This window comes from Bacillus sp. GS3m_15504, assembly GCF_055825275.1.
Genome location: NZ_JBVVNL010000011.1, coordinates 1 through 16,387 on the forward strand (window position 1 = coordinate 1; position 16,387 = coordinate 16,387).

General features: G+C 35.4%; 20 protein-coding genes and 1 rRNA gene. 20 read left to right on the forward strand and 1 reads right to left on the reverse strand.

Annotated elements, in window-relative coordinates; translation table 11 throughout:
• Nucleotides 1-4: 4 nt before the first annotated feature.
• The 10 genes from rrf (at nt 5) to rsmI (ending at nt 6,811) form a co-directional block, all read left to right on the forward strand.
• A 5S ribosomal RNA gene (gene rrf, locus AC0L0O_RS29280) occupies nt 5-120 on the forward strand.
• A gap of 190 nt (nt 121-310) precedes the next feature.
• On the forward strand, nt 311-490 hold the full coding sequence (locus AC0L0O_RS29285) for a sigma factor G inhibitor Gin (RefSeq protein ID WP_428890027.1): 180 nt from the start codon (nt 311-313) through the stop codon (nt 488-490).
• A 72-nt stretch (nt 491-562) separates the two neighbouring features.
• The gene (locus AC0L0O_RS29290) at nt 563-1,984 is read left to right on the forward strand and encodes an aminotransferase class I/II-fold pyridoxal phosphate-dependent enzyme (protein WP_001075276.1); all 1,422 of its coding nucleotides are present in this window, start codon (nt 563-565) and stop codon (nt 1,982-1,984) included.
• A 1-nt stretch (nt 1,985) separates the two neighbouring features.
• Complete coding sequence (gene tmk / locus AC0L0O_RS29295; RefSeq protein WP_000677237.1) at nt 1,986-2,612, forward strand: dTMP kinase; 627 nt, start codon at nt 1,986-1,988, stop codon at nt 2,610-2,612.
• A 35-nt stretch (nt 2,613-2,647) separates the two neighbouring features.
• Complete coding sequence (gene holB / locus AC0L0O_RS29300) at nt 2,648-3,631, forward strand: DNA polymerase III subunit delta' (protein WP_000169577.1); 984 nt, start codon at nt 2,648-2,650, stop codon at nt 3,629-3,631.
• A 5-nt stretch (nt 3,632-3,636) separates the two neighbouring features.
• Entirely contained in the window at nt 3,637-4,464 is an 828-nt protein-coding gene (locus AC0L0O_RS29305) for a PSP1 domain-containing protein (RefSeq protein WP_000272429.1), read from the forward strand.
• Between the two features lie 14 nt (nt 4,465-4,478).
• On the forward strand, nt 4,479-4,829 hold the full coding sequence (yabA, locus tag AC0L0O_RS29310; protein ID WP_000412056.1) for a DNA replication initiation control protein YabA: 351 nt from the start codon (nt 4,479-4,481) through the stop codon (nt 4,827-4,829).
• A gap of 120 nt (nt 4,830-4,949) precedes the next feature.
• The gene (locus AC0L0O_RS29315; protein WP_001055361.1) at nt 4,950-5,690 is read left to right on the forward strand and encodes a tRNA1(Val) (adenine(37)-N6)-methyltransferase; all 741 of its coding nucleotides are present in this window, start codon (nt 4,950-4,952) and stop codon (nt 5,688-5,690) included.
• A complete protein-coding gene (locus AC0L0O_RS29320; RefSeq protein ID WP_000414342.1) occupies nt 5,677-5,967 on the forward strand; it encodes a GIY-YIG nuclease family protein in 291 nt (96 codons plus the stop codon). Before AC0L0O_RS29315 ends, AC0L0O_RS29320 begins: the two co-directional genes overlap by 14 nt.
• Nucleotides 5,936-6,811: a 16S rRNA (cytidine(1402)-2'-O)-methyltransferase gene (rsmI, locus tag AC0L0O_RS29325; protein WP_000267808.1), complete on the forward strand. Its 876-nt coding sequence runs from the start codon at nt 5,936-5,938 to the stop codon at nt 6,809-6,811. The genes AC0L0O_RS29320 and rsmI overlap by 32 nt, the downstream gene beginning before the upstream one ends.
• Nucleotides 6,812-6,831: 20 nt before the next feature.
• Here the strand turns inward: rsmI and AC0L0O_RS29330 are convergent, their stop codons facing one another.
• Entirely contained in the window at nt 6,832-7,116 is a 285-nt protein-coding gene (locus AC0L0O_RS29330) for an AbrB/MazE/SpoVT family DNA-binding domain-containing protein (protein WP_000843036.1), read from the reverse strand.
• 490 nt (nt 7,117-7,606) lie between these two features.
• Between AC0L0O_RS29330 and metG the strand changes: the two genes are divergently transcribed.
• The 10 genes from metG to AC0L0O_RS29380 all read left to right on the forward strand — a co-directional run bounded on the left by metG (nt 7,607) and on the right by AC0L0O_RS29380 (nt 16,379).
• Nucleotides 7,607-9,589 (forward strand): methionine--tRNA ligase, encoded by a 1,983-nt coding sequence (metG, locus tag AC0L0O_RS29335; protein ID WP_000134147.1) that lies wholly within the window; start codon nt 7,607-7,609, stop codon nt 9,587-9,589.
• 165 nt (nt 9,590-9,754) lie between these two features.
• Complete coding sequence (locus AC0L0O_RS29340; protein ID WP_000895823.1) at nt 9,755-10,522, forward strand: TatD family hydrolase; 768 nt, start codon at nt 9,755-9,757, stop codon at nt 10,520-10,522.
• 214 nt (nt 10,523-10,736) lie between these two features.
• Complete coding sequence (gene rnmV, locus AC0L0O_RS29345; protein WP_000692830.1) at nt 10,737-11,294, forward strand: ribonuclease M5; 558 nt, start codon at nt 10,737-10,739, stop codon at nt 11,292-11,294.
• Nucleotides 11,291-12,169: a 16S rRNA (adenine(1518)-N(6)/adenine(1519)-N(6))-dimethyltransferase RsmA gene (rsmA, locus tag AC0L0O_RS29350; protein ID WP_000651552.1), complete on the forward strand. Its 879-nt coding sequence runs from the start codon at nt 11,291-11,293 to the stop codon at nt 12,167-12,169. The genes rnmV and rsmA overlap by 4 nt, the downstream gene beginning before the upstream one ends.
• 110 nt (nt 12,170-12,279) lie before the next feature.
• Nucleotides 12,280-13,143, forward strand: coding sequence for a sporulation peptidase YabG (yabG, locus tag AC0L0O_RS29355; protein ID WP_001173738.1), 864 nt, complete (start codon nt 12,280-12,282; stop codon nt 13,141-13,143).
• A gap of 238 nt (nt 13,144-13,381) precedes the next feature.
• Nucleotides 13,382-13,642 carry a biofilm formation stimulator Veg gene (veg, locus tag AC0L0O_RS29360; RefSeq protein ID WP_000044349.1) on the forward strand — a complete coding sequence of 87 codons (261 nt, stop codon included), beginning with the start codon at nt 13,382-13,384 and terminating at the stop codon, nt 13,640-13,642.
• A 91-nt stretch (nt 13,643-13,733) separates the two neighbouring features.
• Entirely contained in the window at nt 13,734-13,913 is a 180-nt protein-coding gene (gene sspF, locus AC0L0O_RS29365) for an acid-soluble spore protein SspF (protein WP_001985066.1), read from the forward strand.
• Nucleotides 13,914-14,109: 196 nt separating this feature from the next.
• The gene (ispE, locus tag AC0L0O_RS29370; RefSeq protein WP_000772094.1) at nt 14,110-14,979 is read left to right on the forward strand and encodes a 4-(cytidine 5'-diphospho)-2-C-methyl-D-erythritol kinase; all 870 of its coding nucleotides are present in this window, start codon (nt 14,110-14,112) and stop codon (nt 14,977-14,979) included.
• Between the two features lie 54 nt (nt 14,980-15,033).
• Nucleotides 15,034-15,882 carry a pur operon repressor gene (gene purR / locus AC0L0O_RS29375; RefSeq protein ID WP_000702475.1) on the forward strand — a complete coding sequence of 283 codons (849 nt, stop codon included), beginning with the start codon at nt 15,034-15,036 and terminating at the stop codon, nt 15,880-15,882.
• Nucleotides 15,883-16,004: 122 nt separating this feature from the next.
• Entirely contained in the window at nt 16,005-16,379 is a 375-nt protein-coding gene (locus AC0L0O_RS29380; RefSeq protein WP_428890021.1) for a RidA family protein, read from the forward strand.
• Nucleotides 16,380-16,387: the final 8 nt, after the last annotated feature.

The window sequence follows — 16,387 nt, forward strand, 5'->3', positions numbered from 1 at the left end:
ATAGTTTGGTGATGATGGCAGAGAGGTCACACCCGTTCCCATACCGAACACGGAAGTTAAGCTCTCTAGCGCCGATGGTAGTTGGGACCTTGTCCCTGTGAGAGTAGGACGTCGCCAAGCAACTAAAAACACAAGTCTTTTGACTTGTGTTTTTTTGTGTTTTCAAACAGTATGCAAAAAGAAGTAATGGTAATACAAACACGTTGCCCAAGGATGAATCATATTATATAAGAGATTGATGTATATTTTTCTGTAAATTGTTAAGGAATAGAAGTATAAAATATGTCCATTTAAATAGGGAGGGAAAGATATGAAATCACAAAACGAAGTTTGTATTGTTTGTGAGACAGAAAGAAAAGAAGGGATATATATTTATAATAATTTAATATGTTATGAATGTGAAAAGGACATGGTGAATACGGAAACAGATGATCCGAAGTATATATATTATTTAAAACAACTTCGAAAATTAGAAGTATCATATTTTTAAATAGGCATATGCCTATTATTTTTTTTGTTCTGTATAATAGATAAAGAATGAAATAATAAGGAAGAGATATAGATGAATCAAAATCGCATACCTTTATATGAAGCATTAATAGAGTTTAAAGAAAGAAGACCGTTATCCTTTCATGTTCCAGGTCATAAAAATGGTTTAAACTTCCCTCAGGAGGTAGTAGAGGAGTTTAAAGATATACTATCTATCGATGTAACTGAGTTGTCAGGATTAGATGATTTACATAGTCCGTTTGAATGTATAGATGAGGCACAACAATTATTAGCTGATGTATATGGAGTGAACAAAAGTTATTTTTTAATTAATGGTTCAACAGTCGGGAATCTAGCAATGATTTTGTCTTGTTGTGGGGAACATGATATTGTTCTTGTACAAAGAAATTGTCATAAATCGATTATTAATGGTTTAAAATTAGCGGGAGCAAATCCTATTTTTTTAGATCCATGGATTGATGAAGCTTATAACGTACCAGTGGGAATTCATGATGAGATTATTAAGGAAGCGATTGAAAAATACCCAAATGCGAAAGCACTCATTTTAACGCATCCTAATTATTATGGTATGGGGATGGATCTAGAGGCAAGCATTGCTTATGCACATACACATAAAATCCCTGTGCTAGTAGATGAAGCACATGGGGCTCATTTTTGTTTAGGCGGGGCATTTCCACAGTCAGCGTTAGCATATGGTGCAGATATTGTAGTTCATTCTGCGCATAAAACATTACCCGCGATGACGATGGGATCCTATTTACATATAAATAGTCGTTTAGTGAAAGAAGAAAAAGTTTCTACTTATTTAAGTATGCTACAATCTAGTAGTCCATCGTATCCAATTATGGCTTCTCTTGATATTGCACGCTTTACAATAGCACGTATAAAAGAAAAGGGACATGATGAAATTGTCGAGTTTTTACAGGAATTTAAAGAAGAATTGAGTACTATTCCACAAATAGCTATTTTACAATATCCATTACAAGACGGGCTAAAGATTACCGTACAGACGCGTTGTCGGTTATCAGGATACGAATTACAGTCTGTATTTGAAAAGGTCGGTATATATACAGAAATGGCAGATCCATATAATGTCTTATTTATTTTGCCTTTGCAAGTAAATAAGAAATATATGAAGGCTATAGAGATGATCCGAGTAGCATTGCAATACTATGAGGTGAAAGACAAGACGGAATCTATTCGTTATACTTATAAAGGAGAAATTTCTCCCCTGCCGTATACATATAAACAACTGGAAGAATACGAAACAAAAGTAGTACCTATAGAAGAAGCAGTTGGGATGGTAGCAGCGGAAATGGTAATTCCGTATCCACCTGGTATTCCATTGATTATGTATGGAGAAAGAATTACTTCAGAACATAAAGAACAAATTATGTATTTAGAAAAAGCAGGTGCTCGTTTTCAAGGTAGCACGAAATATATGAAAGTGTATGATATAGAAAGTAGGTTTTAGGATGAAGGGATTATTTGTAACAATTGAAGGTCCAGAAGGTTCGGGTAAAACAACATTAATTCAAAGTTTATTGCCATACTTTGAACAAAAGGAACAAAAGGTAATGGCGACGAGAGAACCGGGTGGTATTGCAATTTCTGAGGATATTAGAACGATTTTACATAAACAAGAATATACGATGATGGAAGCACGTACAGAGGCACTATTATATGCTGCTGCACGTAGACAGCATTTAGTAGAAAAAGTTATGCCGGCGCTTAATGAGGATTACCTTGTATTATGTGATCGTTTTATAGATAGCTCTTTAGCGTATCAAGGATATGCAAGAGGATTAGGTATGGATAAAGTATTTGAAATAAATCGTTTCGCAACAGAGGACTGTATGCCTAGTTTAACAATTTACTTAGATATTGAGCCAGAGGTTGGCTTAGCGCGAATTGCAAAAGATGCAGGACGTGAAGTGAATCGGTTAGATATGGAAGATATCTCTTTCCATAAACGTGTGCGTGAAGGGTATTTACAAGTTGTAGAACGTTTTTCGGATCGTATTGTATTAGTAAATGCTGATCAACCAATGGAAAAACTTATAGAAGAAGTTATTCAGGTTATAGAAGATAAATTGTTATAATAGAAGGAAAGACTGAAATAAGTGAGGTATGCATTATGACGAAGACGTGGGAGCAGCTTTCTGCTATACAACCCATCGGTGTAAAAATGTTGATGAATAGCATCGCAAAAGAGCGTATATCCCACGCTTACTTGTTAGAAGGAGGGAAAGGGACAGGAAAGTTTGCGACAGCAATTCAAATGGCAAAGAGTTTCCTCTGTTCTCAGCGGAATAGGGTAGAGCCTTGTCATGTATGTACAAATTGTAAGCGAATTGATTCAGGTAACCACCCGAACTTACATATTGTAAAACCAGACGGATTATCTATTAAGAAGCAACAAATTCATGATTTACAAGAAGAGTTTTCCAAAACAGGATTAGAAGCAAATAAAAAGGTATATATCATTGAGCACGCAGACCGTATGACAGCAAATGCAGCGAATACACTCTTGAAATTTTTAGAAGAACCAAGTAGTGATACAACAGCTATTTTACTTACTGAACAAAGTCATCAAATTTTAAATACGATTTTATCTCGCTGTCAAGTTGTTACATTTAGACCGTTACCTACGGAATCTTTAATTAGAAGATTGCAGGATGAAGGTATTACGGTATCTTTATCGACACTTGCTGCACAACTCACGAATAGTTTTGATGAAGCTTTAACTTTATGTAATGATGAATGGTTTGCACAAGCACGAGCTTTAGTGATAAAATTATGTGAAGCGCTCGAAAAAGATAAAGCCTCTATTTTTTTTGTACAAGAAAAATGGGGAAAACACTTTGGAGAGAAAGAGCAATTACAGCAAGGTTTAGATATGTTACTCCTTATTTATAAGGATTTATTATATGTTCAACTTGGAGAAGAAGATCGGCTTGTTTTTCGTGAGCAGAAAGAGATGTTTGAATCTTTCTCCTATGCTCAGAAGCGCATTGTATCAGCTCTCTTTAATATATTAGAGGCAAAAAATAGAATCAACGCTAATGTAAATGCGCAGCTTGTGTTCGAACAGTTAGTGTTGCGGTTGCAGGAGGGATGACCGTTTTGTATGATGTAGTAGGTGTTCGCTTTAAGAAGGCCGGAAAGGTGTATTACTTTGATCCGAATCAGTTCGATATCTCTGAAAATGAGTTTGTAATTGTAGAAACGGTAAGAGGTATTGAATACGGAAAAGTAGTTATTACCAAAAAGCAAGTTGATGAAAACGACGTTGTATTACCGCTAAAAAAGGTTATTCGTATTGCAAATGAAAATGATCGTACCATTGTTGAAGAGAACAAACATGCTGCAAAAGAAGCATATCAAGTTTGTCAGCAAAAGGTAGTAGAACATAATCTTGATATGAAACTTGTAGATGTAGAGTATACGTTCGATCGCAATAAGATTATTTTCTACTTTACTGCGGATGGTCGGATTGATTTCCGTGAACTAGTGAAGGACTTAGCGGCAATTTTTAGGACAAGAATTGAACTAAGACAAATTGGTGTTCGTGATGAAGCGAAGATGCTTGGTGGTATTGGTCCATGTGGTCGTATGCTTTGTTGTTCTACTTTTTTAGGAGATTTTGAACCTGTATCCATTAAGATGGCAAAGGATCAAAATTTATCATTAAATCCTGCAAAAATCTCTGGTTTATGTGGTCGCTTAATGTGTTGCTTAAAATATGAGAACGATGAATATGAGGCAGCAAAGGAACAACTTCCTGATTTAGATCAACGTATACAAACCCCGCATGGTACTGGCCGTGTTATCGGATTAAATATTTTAGAAAGATTAATTCAAGTGGAACTAGTAGACAAGGAACGGATAGTAGAATATACGTTAGATGAGTTAGTGAATAAAGGGGTCGTTTCGAGTCAAACCACAGATTAATGAGGTGGGTGCTTGTGGAGAAAAAGGATATTTTTGCATCGGTTTCTAGTATGGAAGAGCAAATTGGACATTTATACAAACAGTTGGGAGAATTAAAACAACATCTTGCAGAGTTATTGGAAGAAAACCAACATATAAAAATGGAAAATGAAAATTTGCGACACCGTTTTGAAGAAGTGCAGATTAAAGAAAAACAAAAAACTCAAAAACGTAAAGAAGTGAAGCCAAAGACAGATATTGGTGAAGGCTACGATAATTTAGCAAGACTATATCAAGAAGGTTTTCATATTTGTAATCTGCATTATGGAAGTGTACGTAAAGAGGGAGATTGTTTATTCTGCCTGTCATTTTTAAATAAAAAGTGAAATTACCTTTCCAATTATTATTGGAAAGGTAATTTTTTATACATGAGAGTAGAATTAAATATGTTTTTTATTACAAGAAGATGAAATAGGGTAGGTTAAGTGTAAGAAAAGGAGTAACATATGAATTTATATGAAGATGAACGTTTAGATTACTTATTAGCACAAGATATGAAGATCATACAAAGCCCATCAGTATTTAATTTCTCATTAGACGCTGTTTTACTTGCAGACTTTGCTTGGGTACCAATTCAAAAAGGTAATTTACTTGATTTGTGTACAGGTAATGCAGTTGTGCCCCTGCTATTAAGTACAAGAACAAAAGGGAATATTACTGGTGTGGAAATTCAAGAACGCTTATATGATATGGGTATAAGAAGTGTTCAATATAATAAGTTAGAAGAAAGAATTCATTTAATACATGGGGATTTGAAAGATATGCCGGAGAAACTTGGACGTCATCAGTATGATGTTGTCACATGTAATCCGCCTTATTTCCAAACGCCTGCAACTTCTGAAAAGAATATGAATGAGCATTTAGCGATAGCTCGTCATGAAATTATGTGTACATTAGAGGATGTTGTATCTGCAAGCAGTCAGCTAGTCAAGCAGGGCGGGAAAGTAGCATTTGTACATCGTCCAGGTCGTTTATTAGATATTGTTACATTAATGCGCAAATACAAAATTGAACCAAAGCGTGTACGATTTGTTTATCCTAAGGCAGGGAAAGAAGCAAATACGTTGTTAATTGAAGGAATTAAAGATGGAAACGCAGATTTAAAAATATTGCCACCTCTTTTTGTATATGAAGAAAATAATGAATATACAAAGGAGATTCGCTCGATTTTATATGGAGAAGAATAAACATTGTTTTTATGTAGTAGAGTGCTCTGATGGAAGTTATTATGCTGGATATACAAATCATATAGAGAAAAGGATTGGGACCCATAATAGCGGAAGAGGAGCTAAGTATACGCGCGCTAGACTTCCTGTTGTGTTAAAATACGTAGAATTTCATGAAGATAAGCGTACAGCTATGCAAGCAGAGTATTATTTTAAGCAATTAAATAGAAAACAAAAAGAAGAATATATGCAAAAAGGAGAACGCTATGTGGCAACAAAAAAGCTTTCAACAAAATGAAAAGGGAGTTTTATATTTAGTACCAACTCCTATTGGAAATTTAGAAGATATGACATTTCGTGCAATCCGAATTTTAAAAGAAGCTGATTTAATTGCTGCTGAAGATACGAGACAAACGAAAAAACTTTGTAATTATTTTGAAATTGAAACGCCTGTTATGAGTTACCACGAGCATAATAAAGAAGTAAGTGGAAAGAAAATATTAGAGAAGTTAGATGAAGGAAAGACTGTGGCACTTGTTAGTGACGCTGGTATGCCGTGTATTTCCGATCCAGGCTATGATATTGTTGTCGAGGCAGTAGCTGAGCAATATCATGTAATCCCGCTTCCTGGGGCAAATGCAGCACTTACAGCATTAATTGCATCAGGCCTTCAAACAAAACAGTTTTATTTCTATGGGTTTTTACAAAGAAATAAAAAGGAAAGAAAAATGGAGTTAGAGAAGCTTCGTTACGTACAAACTACAATGATGTTTTATGAAGCACCTCATCGCCTGGATGATACTTTAATCTCGATGCAAGAAGTATTAGGAAATAGAGAAATTGTATTATGTCGAGAGTTAACGAAAAAATTCGAGGAATTTATTCGAGGAACAGTTGAAGAAGCAATTGAGTGGACGAAACAAAATGAAGTTCGTGGTGAGTTTTGTATTTTAGTAGCTGGTTCAACGGAAGAGCCTGCTCCAGAAGAACAATGGTGGGAATCTATTTCAGTATATAATCATATTGAACATTATATAAATGAAAAAGGTATGAATTCAAAAGAGGCAATAAAAACAGTCGCTAAAGATCGAGATTTGTCGAAACGCGATGTATATCAAATCTATCATGTCGATAAAAAATAAGCTTCTCATAATTGAGAAGCTTATTTTGCTGTTTCGATATAATCTTGAAGTTCGTTTAAGATTTGCTCAGCGCCTTCTTTGCTTAAGATAATTTTACCTTCAGCTAAAGATAGGTTACCATCAGATACTTCACCAGTTACTTGGCAAGTCATGTTTGGTTTATATTTTTTTAAGATGATTTTCTCGTCATCAACATAGATTTCAAGTGCATCCTTTTCTGCAATACCTAAAGTACGGCGTAATTCGATTGGAATTACTACACGACCTAATTCATCAACTTTACGAACGATACCAGTAGATTTCATAATTCTTTTCCTCCTAAAGAAATAGTTTATAAGTTTCGAGTCTATTTTTAGATTCGTCATTTTTCGACAAAATACCCTATGGACATATGATACCAATCATTTACATTTCCGTCAATTCTTTAATTCTATATTTTTTAAAAAGATTTATAGATTTCTTACTTCTTATATATAATAGAATGGGATTAATTTCTACTATTATTTCACTTTATTTTCAGAAAAATTTTTAAATTGTAAGTGGAGATTGTATATTTTCTTGAAATATGAGTAATAGATGGTAAATATACTAATCATTAACTCGTTTTTATCACGCATTAACAAGCAATAAGATTTTAAATTTAAAGTGCGGCCGGAGCAAAGCAGTTAAGTGGGAGTCGGGTTAATAGTCAGCGGGAGGGAACAAAACCCCGACAGATTAAAGTTTCACTTTATATATAAGTTTTTGATATACTATTTATAAATACATATGAGGTTATTCGGGAGGTCCAAAACAATGACAGAGGAAAACAAATCCTTTTATATTACTACCCCAATTTATTATCCAAGTGGAAAATTACACATTGGACATGCTTATACAACAGTAGCAGGAGATGCGATGGCACGATATAAGCGCATGCAAGGATATAATGTTCATTATTTAACAGGAACTGATGAGCATGGACAGAAGATCCAAAAGAAAGCAGAAGAATTAAACGTTACACCACAAGCATATGTGGATAACATCGTTGCAGGAATTAAAGAACTTTGGGAAAAGATGGATATCTCTTATGATGATTTTATTCGTACAACGGAAGATCGTCATAAAGATGTTGTTGAAAAAATCTTCAAGCAACTAGTAGATCAAGGTGATATTTATCTTGATGAATATGAAGGTTGGTATTCTGTACAAGATGAGACATTCTATACGGAGCATCAATTAGTAGATCCAATTATGGAAGGTGACAAAGTAGTTGGAGGAAAAAGTCCAGATAGTGGTCATGATGTAGAACTTGTTCGTGAAGAATCGTATTTCTTTAGAATGGGTAAATATGTCGACAGACTATTAAAATTCTATGAAGATAATCCACATTTCATTCAGCCAGAGTCTCGTAAGAATGAAATGATTAATAACTTCATTAAACCAGGCTTAGAAGATTTAGCAGTTTCTCGTACTTCATTTGACTGGGGAGTTCGTGTTCCAGGTAATCCGAAACACGTTATTTACGTATGGGTTGACGCACTATCTAACTACATTACAGCATTAGGCTATGGAACAGAAAATGAAGAGATGTATAAGAAGTTCTGGCCGGCAGATGTGCATTTAGTTGGAAAAGAAATCGTTCGTTTCCATACAATTTATTGGCCAATCATTTTAATGGCATTAGATTTACCTCTTCCGAAAAAAGTCTTTGCTCACGGTTGGATTTTAATGAAGGATGGAAAGATGAGTAAGTCAAAAGGAAATGTAGTAGATCCAGTTACATTAATCGATCGTTACGGATTAGATGCATTACGTTATTACTTACTTCGTGAAGTTCCATTCGGATCTGATGGCGTATTCACACCAGAAGGATTTGTGGAGCGTATTAATTTCGATTTAGCAAATGACTTAGGTAACTTATTAAATCGTACAGTAGCTATGATTGATAAGTACTTTAACGGAGAAATCCCTGCATTTAAAGCAAATGTAACGGAATTTGATGAAACGTTAGTAACATTTGCGAAAGATACATTGAAAAAAGTTGAAGAAGCAATGGAGAATATGGAATTCTCTGTAGCTCTAAGCTCAATTTGGCAATTGGTTAGCCGTACGAATAAATATATTGATGAAACACAACCATGGGTATTAGCGAAAGATGAGGATGATCGTGAAAAGTTGGCGTCTGTAATGGCTCATTTAGCAGAAGTACTTCGTCAAACGGGTATTATGCTTATGCCATTCTTAACAGTAGCACCAAGCAAAATGTTTGCTCAGCTTGGCCTTACTGATGAAGCACATACATCTTGGGGAAGCCTATCTACAATCGGCTGTATTCCAGCTGGAACAAAAGTAGAAAAAGGACAACCAATTTTCCCTCGTTTAGAAATGGACGTGGAAGTGGCGTACATTAAAGAACAAATGAAAGCCTCTGCTCCTAAAGTAGAAGAGAAAAAAGAAGAAGAACCGAAGGCAGAAGAAATTACAATTGATGATTTCTTTAAAGTAGAATTGCGTGTAGCTGAAGTACTATCTGCTGAACCTGTAAAAAAGGCAGATAAGTTGTTGAAAATTCAACTAGACTTAGGTACAGAAAAGCGTCAAGTTGTTTCTGGAATTGCAAAATTCTATTCTCCAGAAGACCTAAAAGGTAAAAAGGTTATTTGTGTAACAAATTTAAAACCTGTAAAATTACGCGGTGAATTATCGCAAGGTATGATTTTAGCGGGTGAAGAGAATGGCGTATTGTCATTAGCATCTATTGACCAAAATCTACCAAATGGTACAAAAATCAAGTAATTAAGACAAGAAAAGAGATGTTTCACGTGTAACATGTGTGAAGCGTCTTTTTTCTTTTTACACTCTCATTTTTGCATTAAGATTGTAGTATTGTTATCGTTAAGTTATGAAAGAGCTTATTTGCGTAGAATAAATTTGATTTCAATATAAAAGGAGTTATGTATTATGTTGTTTGATACACATTCACATTTGAATGCAGAGCAATTTGAAGAAGACTTGCAAGAAGTTATTGCCCGAATGAAAGAAGCGGGGGTTACTTATACAGTTGTTGTTGGTTTTGATGAAGCAACGATAAAAAAGGCGATTGAATTAGCTGAAGCCTATGATTTTATTTACGCTGCGGTTGGATGGCATCCAGTTGATGCAATCGACATGACAGAAGAGCATTTAGCTTGGTTAGAAGAACTTGCTTCTCATCCTAAGGTCGTTGCACTTGGAGAAATGGGCTTAGATTATCACTGGGATAAGTCGCCAAAAGAAATACAGAAAGAAGTATTCCGTAAACAAATTACGTTGGCGAAAAAGGTAAAGTTGCCGATTATTATACATAACCGCGATGCAACGCAAGATATTGTTGATATTCTAGAAGAAGAGAATGCAGCTGAAGTAGGAGGCATTATGCATTGCTTTAGCGGCAGTGTAGAAGTAGCAGAGCGATGTGTTGATATGAACTTTTTAATTTCATTAGGTGGACCAGTTACATTTAAAAACGCTAAGAAGCCGAAAGAAGTTGCTACGGAGATTCCATTAGAGAAATTGTTAATAGAGACCGATTGTCCGTATTTAACACCACATCCATTTCGAGGAAAACGAAATGAACCGAGTTATGTAAAACTCGTAGCAGAAGAAATTGCGAACTTAAAAGGAATTTCTTATGAAGAAGTAGCGGAAATAACAACAAAAAATGCAAAAGCTTTATTTGGTGTTGAATAAAAGAGTGGGAGGACCCATTCTTTTTTTATTTTTGTGAAAAAATAGCAGGAGTGACAGAAAAGATAAGAGTGAATGAGTAGATGTTACAATAAGGAGAGAGAACAAAGTTTTGGACATTCTATTTTTTAAAATGTAAGAATGGGGAAAATAATAATGGAAAAGTCGTCATTTTTTTGTTTTACTAAGTAGAGACGAAACGAGTGTGGAGGCAAGCATGAAAATTAAAGAGATTATCGTTGTAGAAGGTAAAGATGATACAGTTGCGATTAAGCGTGCTGTTGATGCGGATACAATTGAAACGAACGGTTCAGCAATCGGTGATCATGTTATTGAACAAGTTAAATTAGCGCTACAAAAACGAGGCGTTATTATTTTCACAGATCCGGATTATCCTGGAGAGCGTATTCGAAAAATTATTTCTGATAAGGTGCCTGGATGTAAACATGCTTTTTTACCGAAGGAAGAAGCACTTGCTAAGAGGAAAAAAGGTGTCGGGATTGAACATGCTTCTAATGAATCAATTCGCCGTGCTTTAGAGAATATACATGAAGAAATGGAAGCTTACACAAGTGAAATCAGTTGGAGCGATCTAGTCGATGCAGGTTTAGTGGGCGGAGAAATGGCAAAGAGTCGCAGAGAAAGAATGGGTAAGCTATTAAAGATTGGTTATACAAACGCAAAACAGTTACATAAACGTTTACAAATGTTTCAAGTCTCAAAAGAATCATTTGCAGAAGCTTATAAGCAAGTCATACAGGAGGAAAGAAAATGAAGGATATCGCAACGCCAAATCGTACGAAAGACATTGTTGAAAAGTATGGATTTTCATTCAAAAAAAGTTTAGGACAAAATTTTTTAATTGATACGAATGTATTAAATCGTATCGTTGATCACGCTGAAATTGGTTCAGAAAGTGGTGCAATTGAAATTGGACCAGGTATCGGTGCATTAACAGAACAATTAGCGAAGCGTGCCAAAAAAGTAGTGGCTTTTGAAATTGATCAAAGGCTATTACCAATTTTAGATGAGACGTTAGCTCCATATGGAAACGTTACAGTTATCAATAAAGATGTACTAAAGGCAGATGTACATGAGGTGTTTAGTGAGCAATTTGAAGAAGGACAAGATGTAATGGTAGTAGCTAACTTACCATACTATATTACAACGCCAATTTTATTTAAATTGCTGGAAGAGAAATTACCGGTTCGTGGATTCGTTGTTATGATGCAAAAAGAAGTTGGGGATCGTTTAGCGGCTAAGCCTGGAACGAAAGAGTACGGTTCTTTATCCATTGCTATTCAGTATTATACAGAGGTAGAAACAGTTATGACTGTACCGCGTACAGTGTTTGTGCCACAACCAAATGTTGATTCTGCAATTATTCGCCTCCTAAAGCGTCCGAAACCAGTAGTAGAAGTAACAGATGAGACATTCTTCTTTGAAGTAGTACGAGCAAGTTTTGCACAACGCCGTAAAACTTTAATGAATAATTTATCAAATAATTTAAATGGTTTCCCGAAAGATAAAGAGCTGTTGGATCGAATTTTAACAGAAGTAGGAATTGATCCAAAACGAAGAGGCGAAACGCTATCTATCGAAGAGTTTGCGACATTAAGTAATGCATTAGTTCTTCATAAGTTATCATAAGAATACAAAAGGGACAGTTCAATTTGAACTGTCCCTTTTGTCACCTTTCTCCTCCTAAATTCATACTTTAAAAACAGGTAAGATGGCCTAACGAGTTTGGAGGTAGGAGAATGGCTTTACATGTTGGAGAATTAGTGGAACGATATTCTCATAATAGGGATATCCTTTTTCGTATTATAGAAATAAAAGGCGAGATAGCTATATTGTTTGGAGAGGAAATTAGATTAGTGGCAGATGCGCCACTTGAAGATTTAATTAGTATAGATCAACGAGAACATAAAAAGAGAGCAAAGCGTGAGAAAGAAACAATGGAGCGCACGTATCGTTTGTTTCAACAAGATTACGTATTAATGAAACAAAGGCATGAACACACTTCAACTGGTGGATATACAAGTGAAGTGAATTATTTTCAAATGCCAGGACGTGTATTGCACATAGATGGAGACCCGTTATATTTGCGCAAGTGCCTAGATTTATATAATAAAATTGGTGTTCCTGTACAAGGTATTCATTGTAAAGAAACGGAGATGCATGAAAAGGTAGTAGATTTAATAGACCATTTTCGGCCGGACATTTTAGTTATTACAGGGCACGATGCGTATACAAAATCAAAAGGAGTAAAGGGAGATTTAGCAGCATATAGGCATTCAAGGCATTTTGTACAGGCTGTCCGAGAAGTGCGAAAAAAATATCCATCATTAGATCAACTCGTTATTTTTGCTGGGGCATGTCAATCACACTTTGAAGCATTAATTCGAGCAGGCGCTAATTTTGCTAGTTCCCCATCTAGAATTAATATTCACGCACTAGACCCTGTATATGTGGTTGGTAAAATTAGTTTTACGTCATTTATGGAGCGAGTCAATGTATGGGATGTTGTACGTAATACGATTACTGGTGAAAAGGGACTTGGCGGGATTGAGACGAGGGGGATTTTACGAACTGGATTACCTTTTCAACATTATGAAGAATAAGCAAGGTACATATGTATCTTGCTTTTTTATTTGGAGAGGATTTAAATCAGTTTGGATAAAAAGAGACAAGAACGCACAGACTACATAATGATACTTTTACAATATAGTATTTCTTCTATCTATTCGAACGCATGATGCTTTTATAAAGATATTGTCTGTGAGTTGCGGTTAATAATTGGGATAGATATATCGTGTTTTAAGTGTTCAATCTAAATTACAGCGAGGTGTAACGAAGTATATGTCAAAACGTTTAGATGAAATTAAAAGCGAATTAGATCACCATCTTGGACAGAGACTGATGTTAAAGGCAAACAGTGGGAGAAGAAAAACTGTAGAACAATCAGGTGTACTTGCAGAAACGTACCGTTCTGTTTTTGTTGTACAACTGGATCAACAAGAAGATGCGTTGCAACGTGTGTCGTATAGCTATGCGGATGTTTTAACAGAGACAGTAGAGTTAACATTTTATGGTGAACCTCATAATGAAGTGATTTTATAATTCATGTATCGTTACATATATTCCCACAAATGAAAAGCTATATTATTTTGCATACTAATTATACCGTAGCAAAATAAGGGGGGACTCTGCATTGAGTAGACGAAGAGGTGTCATGTCAAATCAATTTAAAGAAGAGCTTGCAAAAGAGCTAGGCTTTTATGATGTTGTTCAGAAAGAAGGATGGGGCGGAATTCGTGCGAAAGATGCTGGTAACATGGTGAAACGTGCTATAGAAATTGCAGAACAGCAATTAATGAAACAAAACCAGTAGTTGTAAGATACTTTCTATGCTACGGTAGCCGAGGAATGATTCCTCGGCTTTTTGTACTATAAAAGGTGCCATCATTTTACATAAGTAGTTTCATTCTGAATGCTTTTCGTTATAATTAGGGAAGTGTCATCGTCTTACTATAAATTTATGGTAAAATAAACGATAAAAGATTGAGTACATAGAGTGGGTGAATAGATTGAAGCTACTAGTGAAAGCACCAGCAAAGATTAATCTGTCGTTAGATGTACTGGGAAAAAGACAAGACGGATATCATGAAGTGAAAATGATTATGACAACAATCGATTTAGCGGATCGTTTAGAACTAATGGAATTAGCAGAAGACCGTATTGAAATTTTATCCCATAATCGGTATGTCCCAGACGACCAAAGAAATCTGGCTTATCAAGCAGCGAAATTATTAAAAGAGAAGTTTAATGTGAAAAAAGGTGTATCTATTACTATTGAAAAAACGATTCCAGTAGCAGCTGGATTAGCGGGTGGAAGTAGTGATGCAGCAGCGACATTACGTGGTCTTAATAAATTATGGAATTTAGGCCTTACGATTGATCAATTAGCAGAGCTTGGCGCAGAAATTGGATCAGATGTATCGTTTTGTGTATATGGTGGGACAGCAATTGCCACTGGAAGAGGAGAGCAGATTGAGCACATAAAAACTCCACCTTCTTGTTGGGTTATTTTAGCAAAGCCTCATATTGGTGTATCTACTGCTGATGTATATGGAAATTTAAAGTTAAATCGAGTTACACATCCCAATGTAGATAAAATGGTGGATGTCATAAACGCTGGAGACTACAAAGGGATTTGCGATACTGTTGGTAACGTTTTAGAAGATGTAACGTTTGCTATGCATCCTGAAGTTGCACGTATTAAAGCACAAATGAAGAGATTTGGAGCAGATGCTGTATTAATGAGTGGAAGTGGTCCGACTGTATTCGGCCTAGTGCACCATGATTCGCGAATGCATCGTATATATAACGGATTAAAAGGATTTTGTGAACAAGTATACGCAGTACGTTTATTAGGAGAGCGAGAAACGCTTGAATAAAGACGTATAATACGTTATGATTTGTTTAGAATATTCGTGATTTGAGGTGAGAGTATGAAAATTAGACGAAGTACAAGATTAGTCGATATGACTTATTACTTGTTACAAAACCCTCGTCAGCTAGTTTCTCTCACTTTTTTTGCTGAAAGGTATCAATCAGCTAAGTCTTCTATTAGTGAAGATTTAGTGATTATTAAGCAAACGTTTGAACAACAAGGGGTCGGCACATTGCAAACGATACCAGGAGCAGCAGGAGGAGTGAAATATATACCATATATAAGTGAAGAAGAGGCAGATCTAATTATTGGTGAGCTGTGTAGCTTATTCGAAAATCCAGATCGTATTTTGCCTGGTGGTTACTTATATATGACAGATCTTTTAAGTAATCCTCGTTATATTAATGGCGCAGGTCGTTTGTTTGCTTCTGTTTTTGCTAGGCAACCAATTGATGCAGTTATGACGGTGGCAACGAAGGGGATTCCACTTGCATATGCAGTGGCGAACTACTTAGATGTACCGGTAGTGATTGCAAGAAAAGATAATAAGGTAACAGAAGGACCAACTGTTAGTATTAACTATGTCTCAGGTTCTTCTAAGCGCATTCAAACAATGACGTTAGCAAAGCGTAGCCTTCCAGAAGGATCCAATGTTTTAATTATTGATGACTTCATGAAAGCTGGCGGAACCATTCAAGGTATGATGAGTATGTTAGAAGAGTTTAAAGCTAATGTTGTTGGTATTGGTGTATTAGTAGAGTCTACAGATATTGAAGAAAGACTAATTAATAACTTTGTATCATTAATTCGTCTATCAGAAGTTGATGTGAAAGAAAAAGCGATTCAAGTGGAAAAGGGAAATTATTCACTGGCACCATTTGATGAAGGGATTGTTGAGGCTGAGTAAAAAGATAAAGCAAATAGCTTTATCTTTTTTTATTCTATTTATAAATTATAAAATAGATGGACAAACTGCTTTTCGTGCACTATTTTTAAAGAGTAAAAATAAATAATAAAAGGGTGAAAAGTATGAAAGTTGTTCAAACAAACAATGCACCACAAGCAATTGGACCATATTCACAAGGGATTATTGTAAATAATATGTTTTACAGTTCAGGACAAATTCCGTTAACTGCGAGTGGAGAGCTTGTAGCAGGAGACGCAACAGTACAAACAGAGCAAGTATTTCAAAATTTACAAGCAGTATTAGAAGAAGCAGGTGCTTCATTTGATACGGTAGTCAAAACAACAGTATTCTTAAAAGACATGGATGATTTTAATGCTGTTAATGAAGTATATGGATCTTATTTCTCTGCTCATAAGCCAGCTCGTTCTTGTGTACAAGTAGCAAAATTACCGAAAGATGTTTCTGTTGAAATCGAAGTAATTGCCCTAGTTAAGTAATTCTTTGT

What these genes read in the sequence shown, in the direction of transcription:
- AC0L0O_RS29320 (WP_000414342.1), top strand. Translation starts at nt 5,677, where the DNA reads ATGGAGAAGAATAAACATTGTTTTTATGTAGTAGAGTGCTCTGATGGA.
- purR (WP_000702475.1), top strand. Translation starts at nt 15,034, where the DNA reads ATGAAAATTAGACGAAGTACAAGATTAGTCGATATGACTTATTACTTG.
- AC0L0O_RS29380 (WP_428890021.1), top strand. Translation starts at nt 16,005, where the DNA reads ATGAAAGTTGTTCAAACAAACAATGCACCACAAGCAATTGGACCATAT.
- rsmI (WP_000267808.1), top strand. Translation starts at nt 5,936, where the DNA reads ATGTGGCAACAAAAAAGCTTTCAACAAAATGAAAAGGGAGTTTTATAT.
- AC0L0O_RS29340 (WP_000895823.1), top strand. Translation starts at nt 9,755, where the DNA reads ATGTTGTTTGATACACATTCACATTTGAATGCAGAGCAATTTGAAGAA.
- AC0L0O_RS29330 (WP_000843036.1), bottom strand. Translation starts at nt 7,116, where the DNA reads ATGAAATCTACTGGTATCGTTCGTAAAGTTGATGAATTAGGTCGTGTA.
- AC0L0O_RS29290 (WP_001075276.1), top strand. Translation starts at nt 563, where the DNA reads ATGAATCAAAATCGCATACCTTTATATGAAGCATTAATAGAGTTTAAA.
- veg (WP_000044349.1), top strand. Translation starts at nt 13,382, where the DNA reads ATGTCAAAACGTTTAGATGAAATTAAAAGCGAATTAGATCACCATCTT.
- AC0L0O_RS29285 (WP_428890027.1), top strand. Translation starts at nt 311, where the DNA reads ATGAAATCACAAAACGAAGTTTGTATTGTTTGTGAGACAGAAAGAAAA.
- AC0L0O_RS29315 (WP_001055361.1), top strand. Translation starts at nt 4,950, where the DNA reads ATGAATTTATATGAAGATGAACGTTTAGATTACTTATTAGCACAAGAT.
- holB (WP_000169577.1), top strand. Translation starts at nt 2,648, where the DNA reads ATGACGAAGACGTGGGAGCAGCTTTCTGCTATACAACCCATCGGTGTA.
- tmk (WP_000677237.1), top strand. Translation starts at nt 1,986, where the DNA reads ATGAAGGGATTATTTGTAACAATTGAAGGTCCAGAAGGTTCGGGTAAA.
- metG (WP_000134147.1), top strand. Translation starts at nt 7,607, where the DNA reads ATGACAGAGGAAAACAAATCCTTTTATATTACTACCCCAATTTATTAT.
- yabG (WP_001173738.1), top strand. Translation starts at nt 12,280, where the DNA reads ATGGCTTTACATGTTGGAGAATTAGTGGAACGATATTCTCATAATAGG.
- rsmA (WP_000651552.1), top strand. Translation starts at nt 11,291, where the DNA reads ATGAAGGATATCGCAACGCCAAATCGTACGAAAGACATTGTTGAAAAG.
- rnmV (WP_000692830.1), top strand. Translation starts at nt 10,737, where the DNA reads ATGAAAATTAAAGAGATTATCGTTGTAGAAGGTAAAGATGATACAGTT.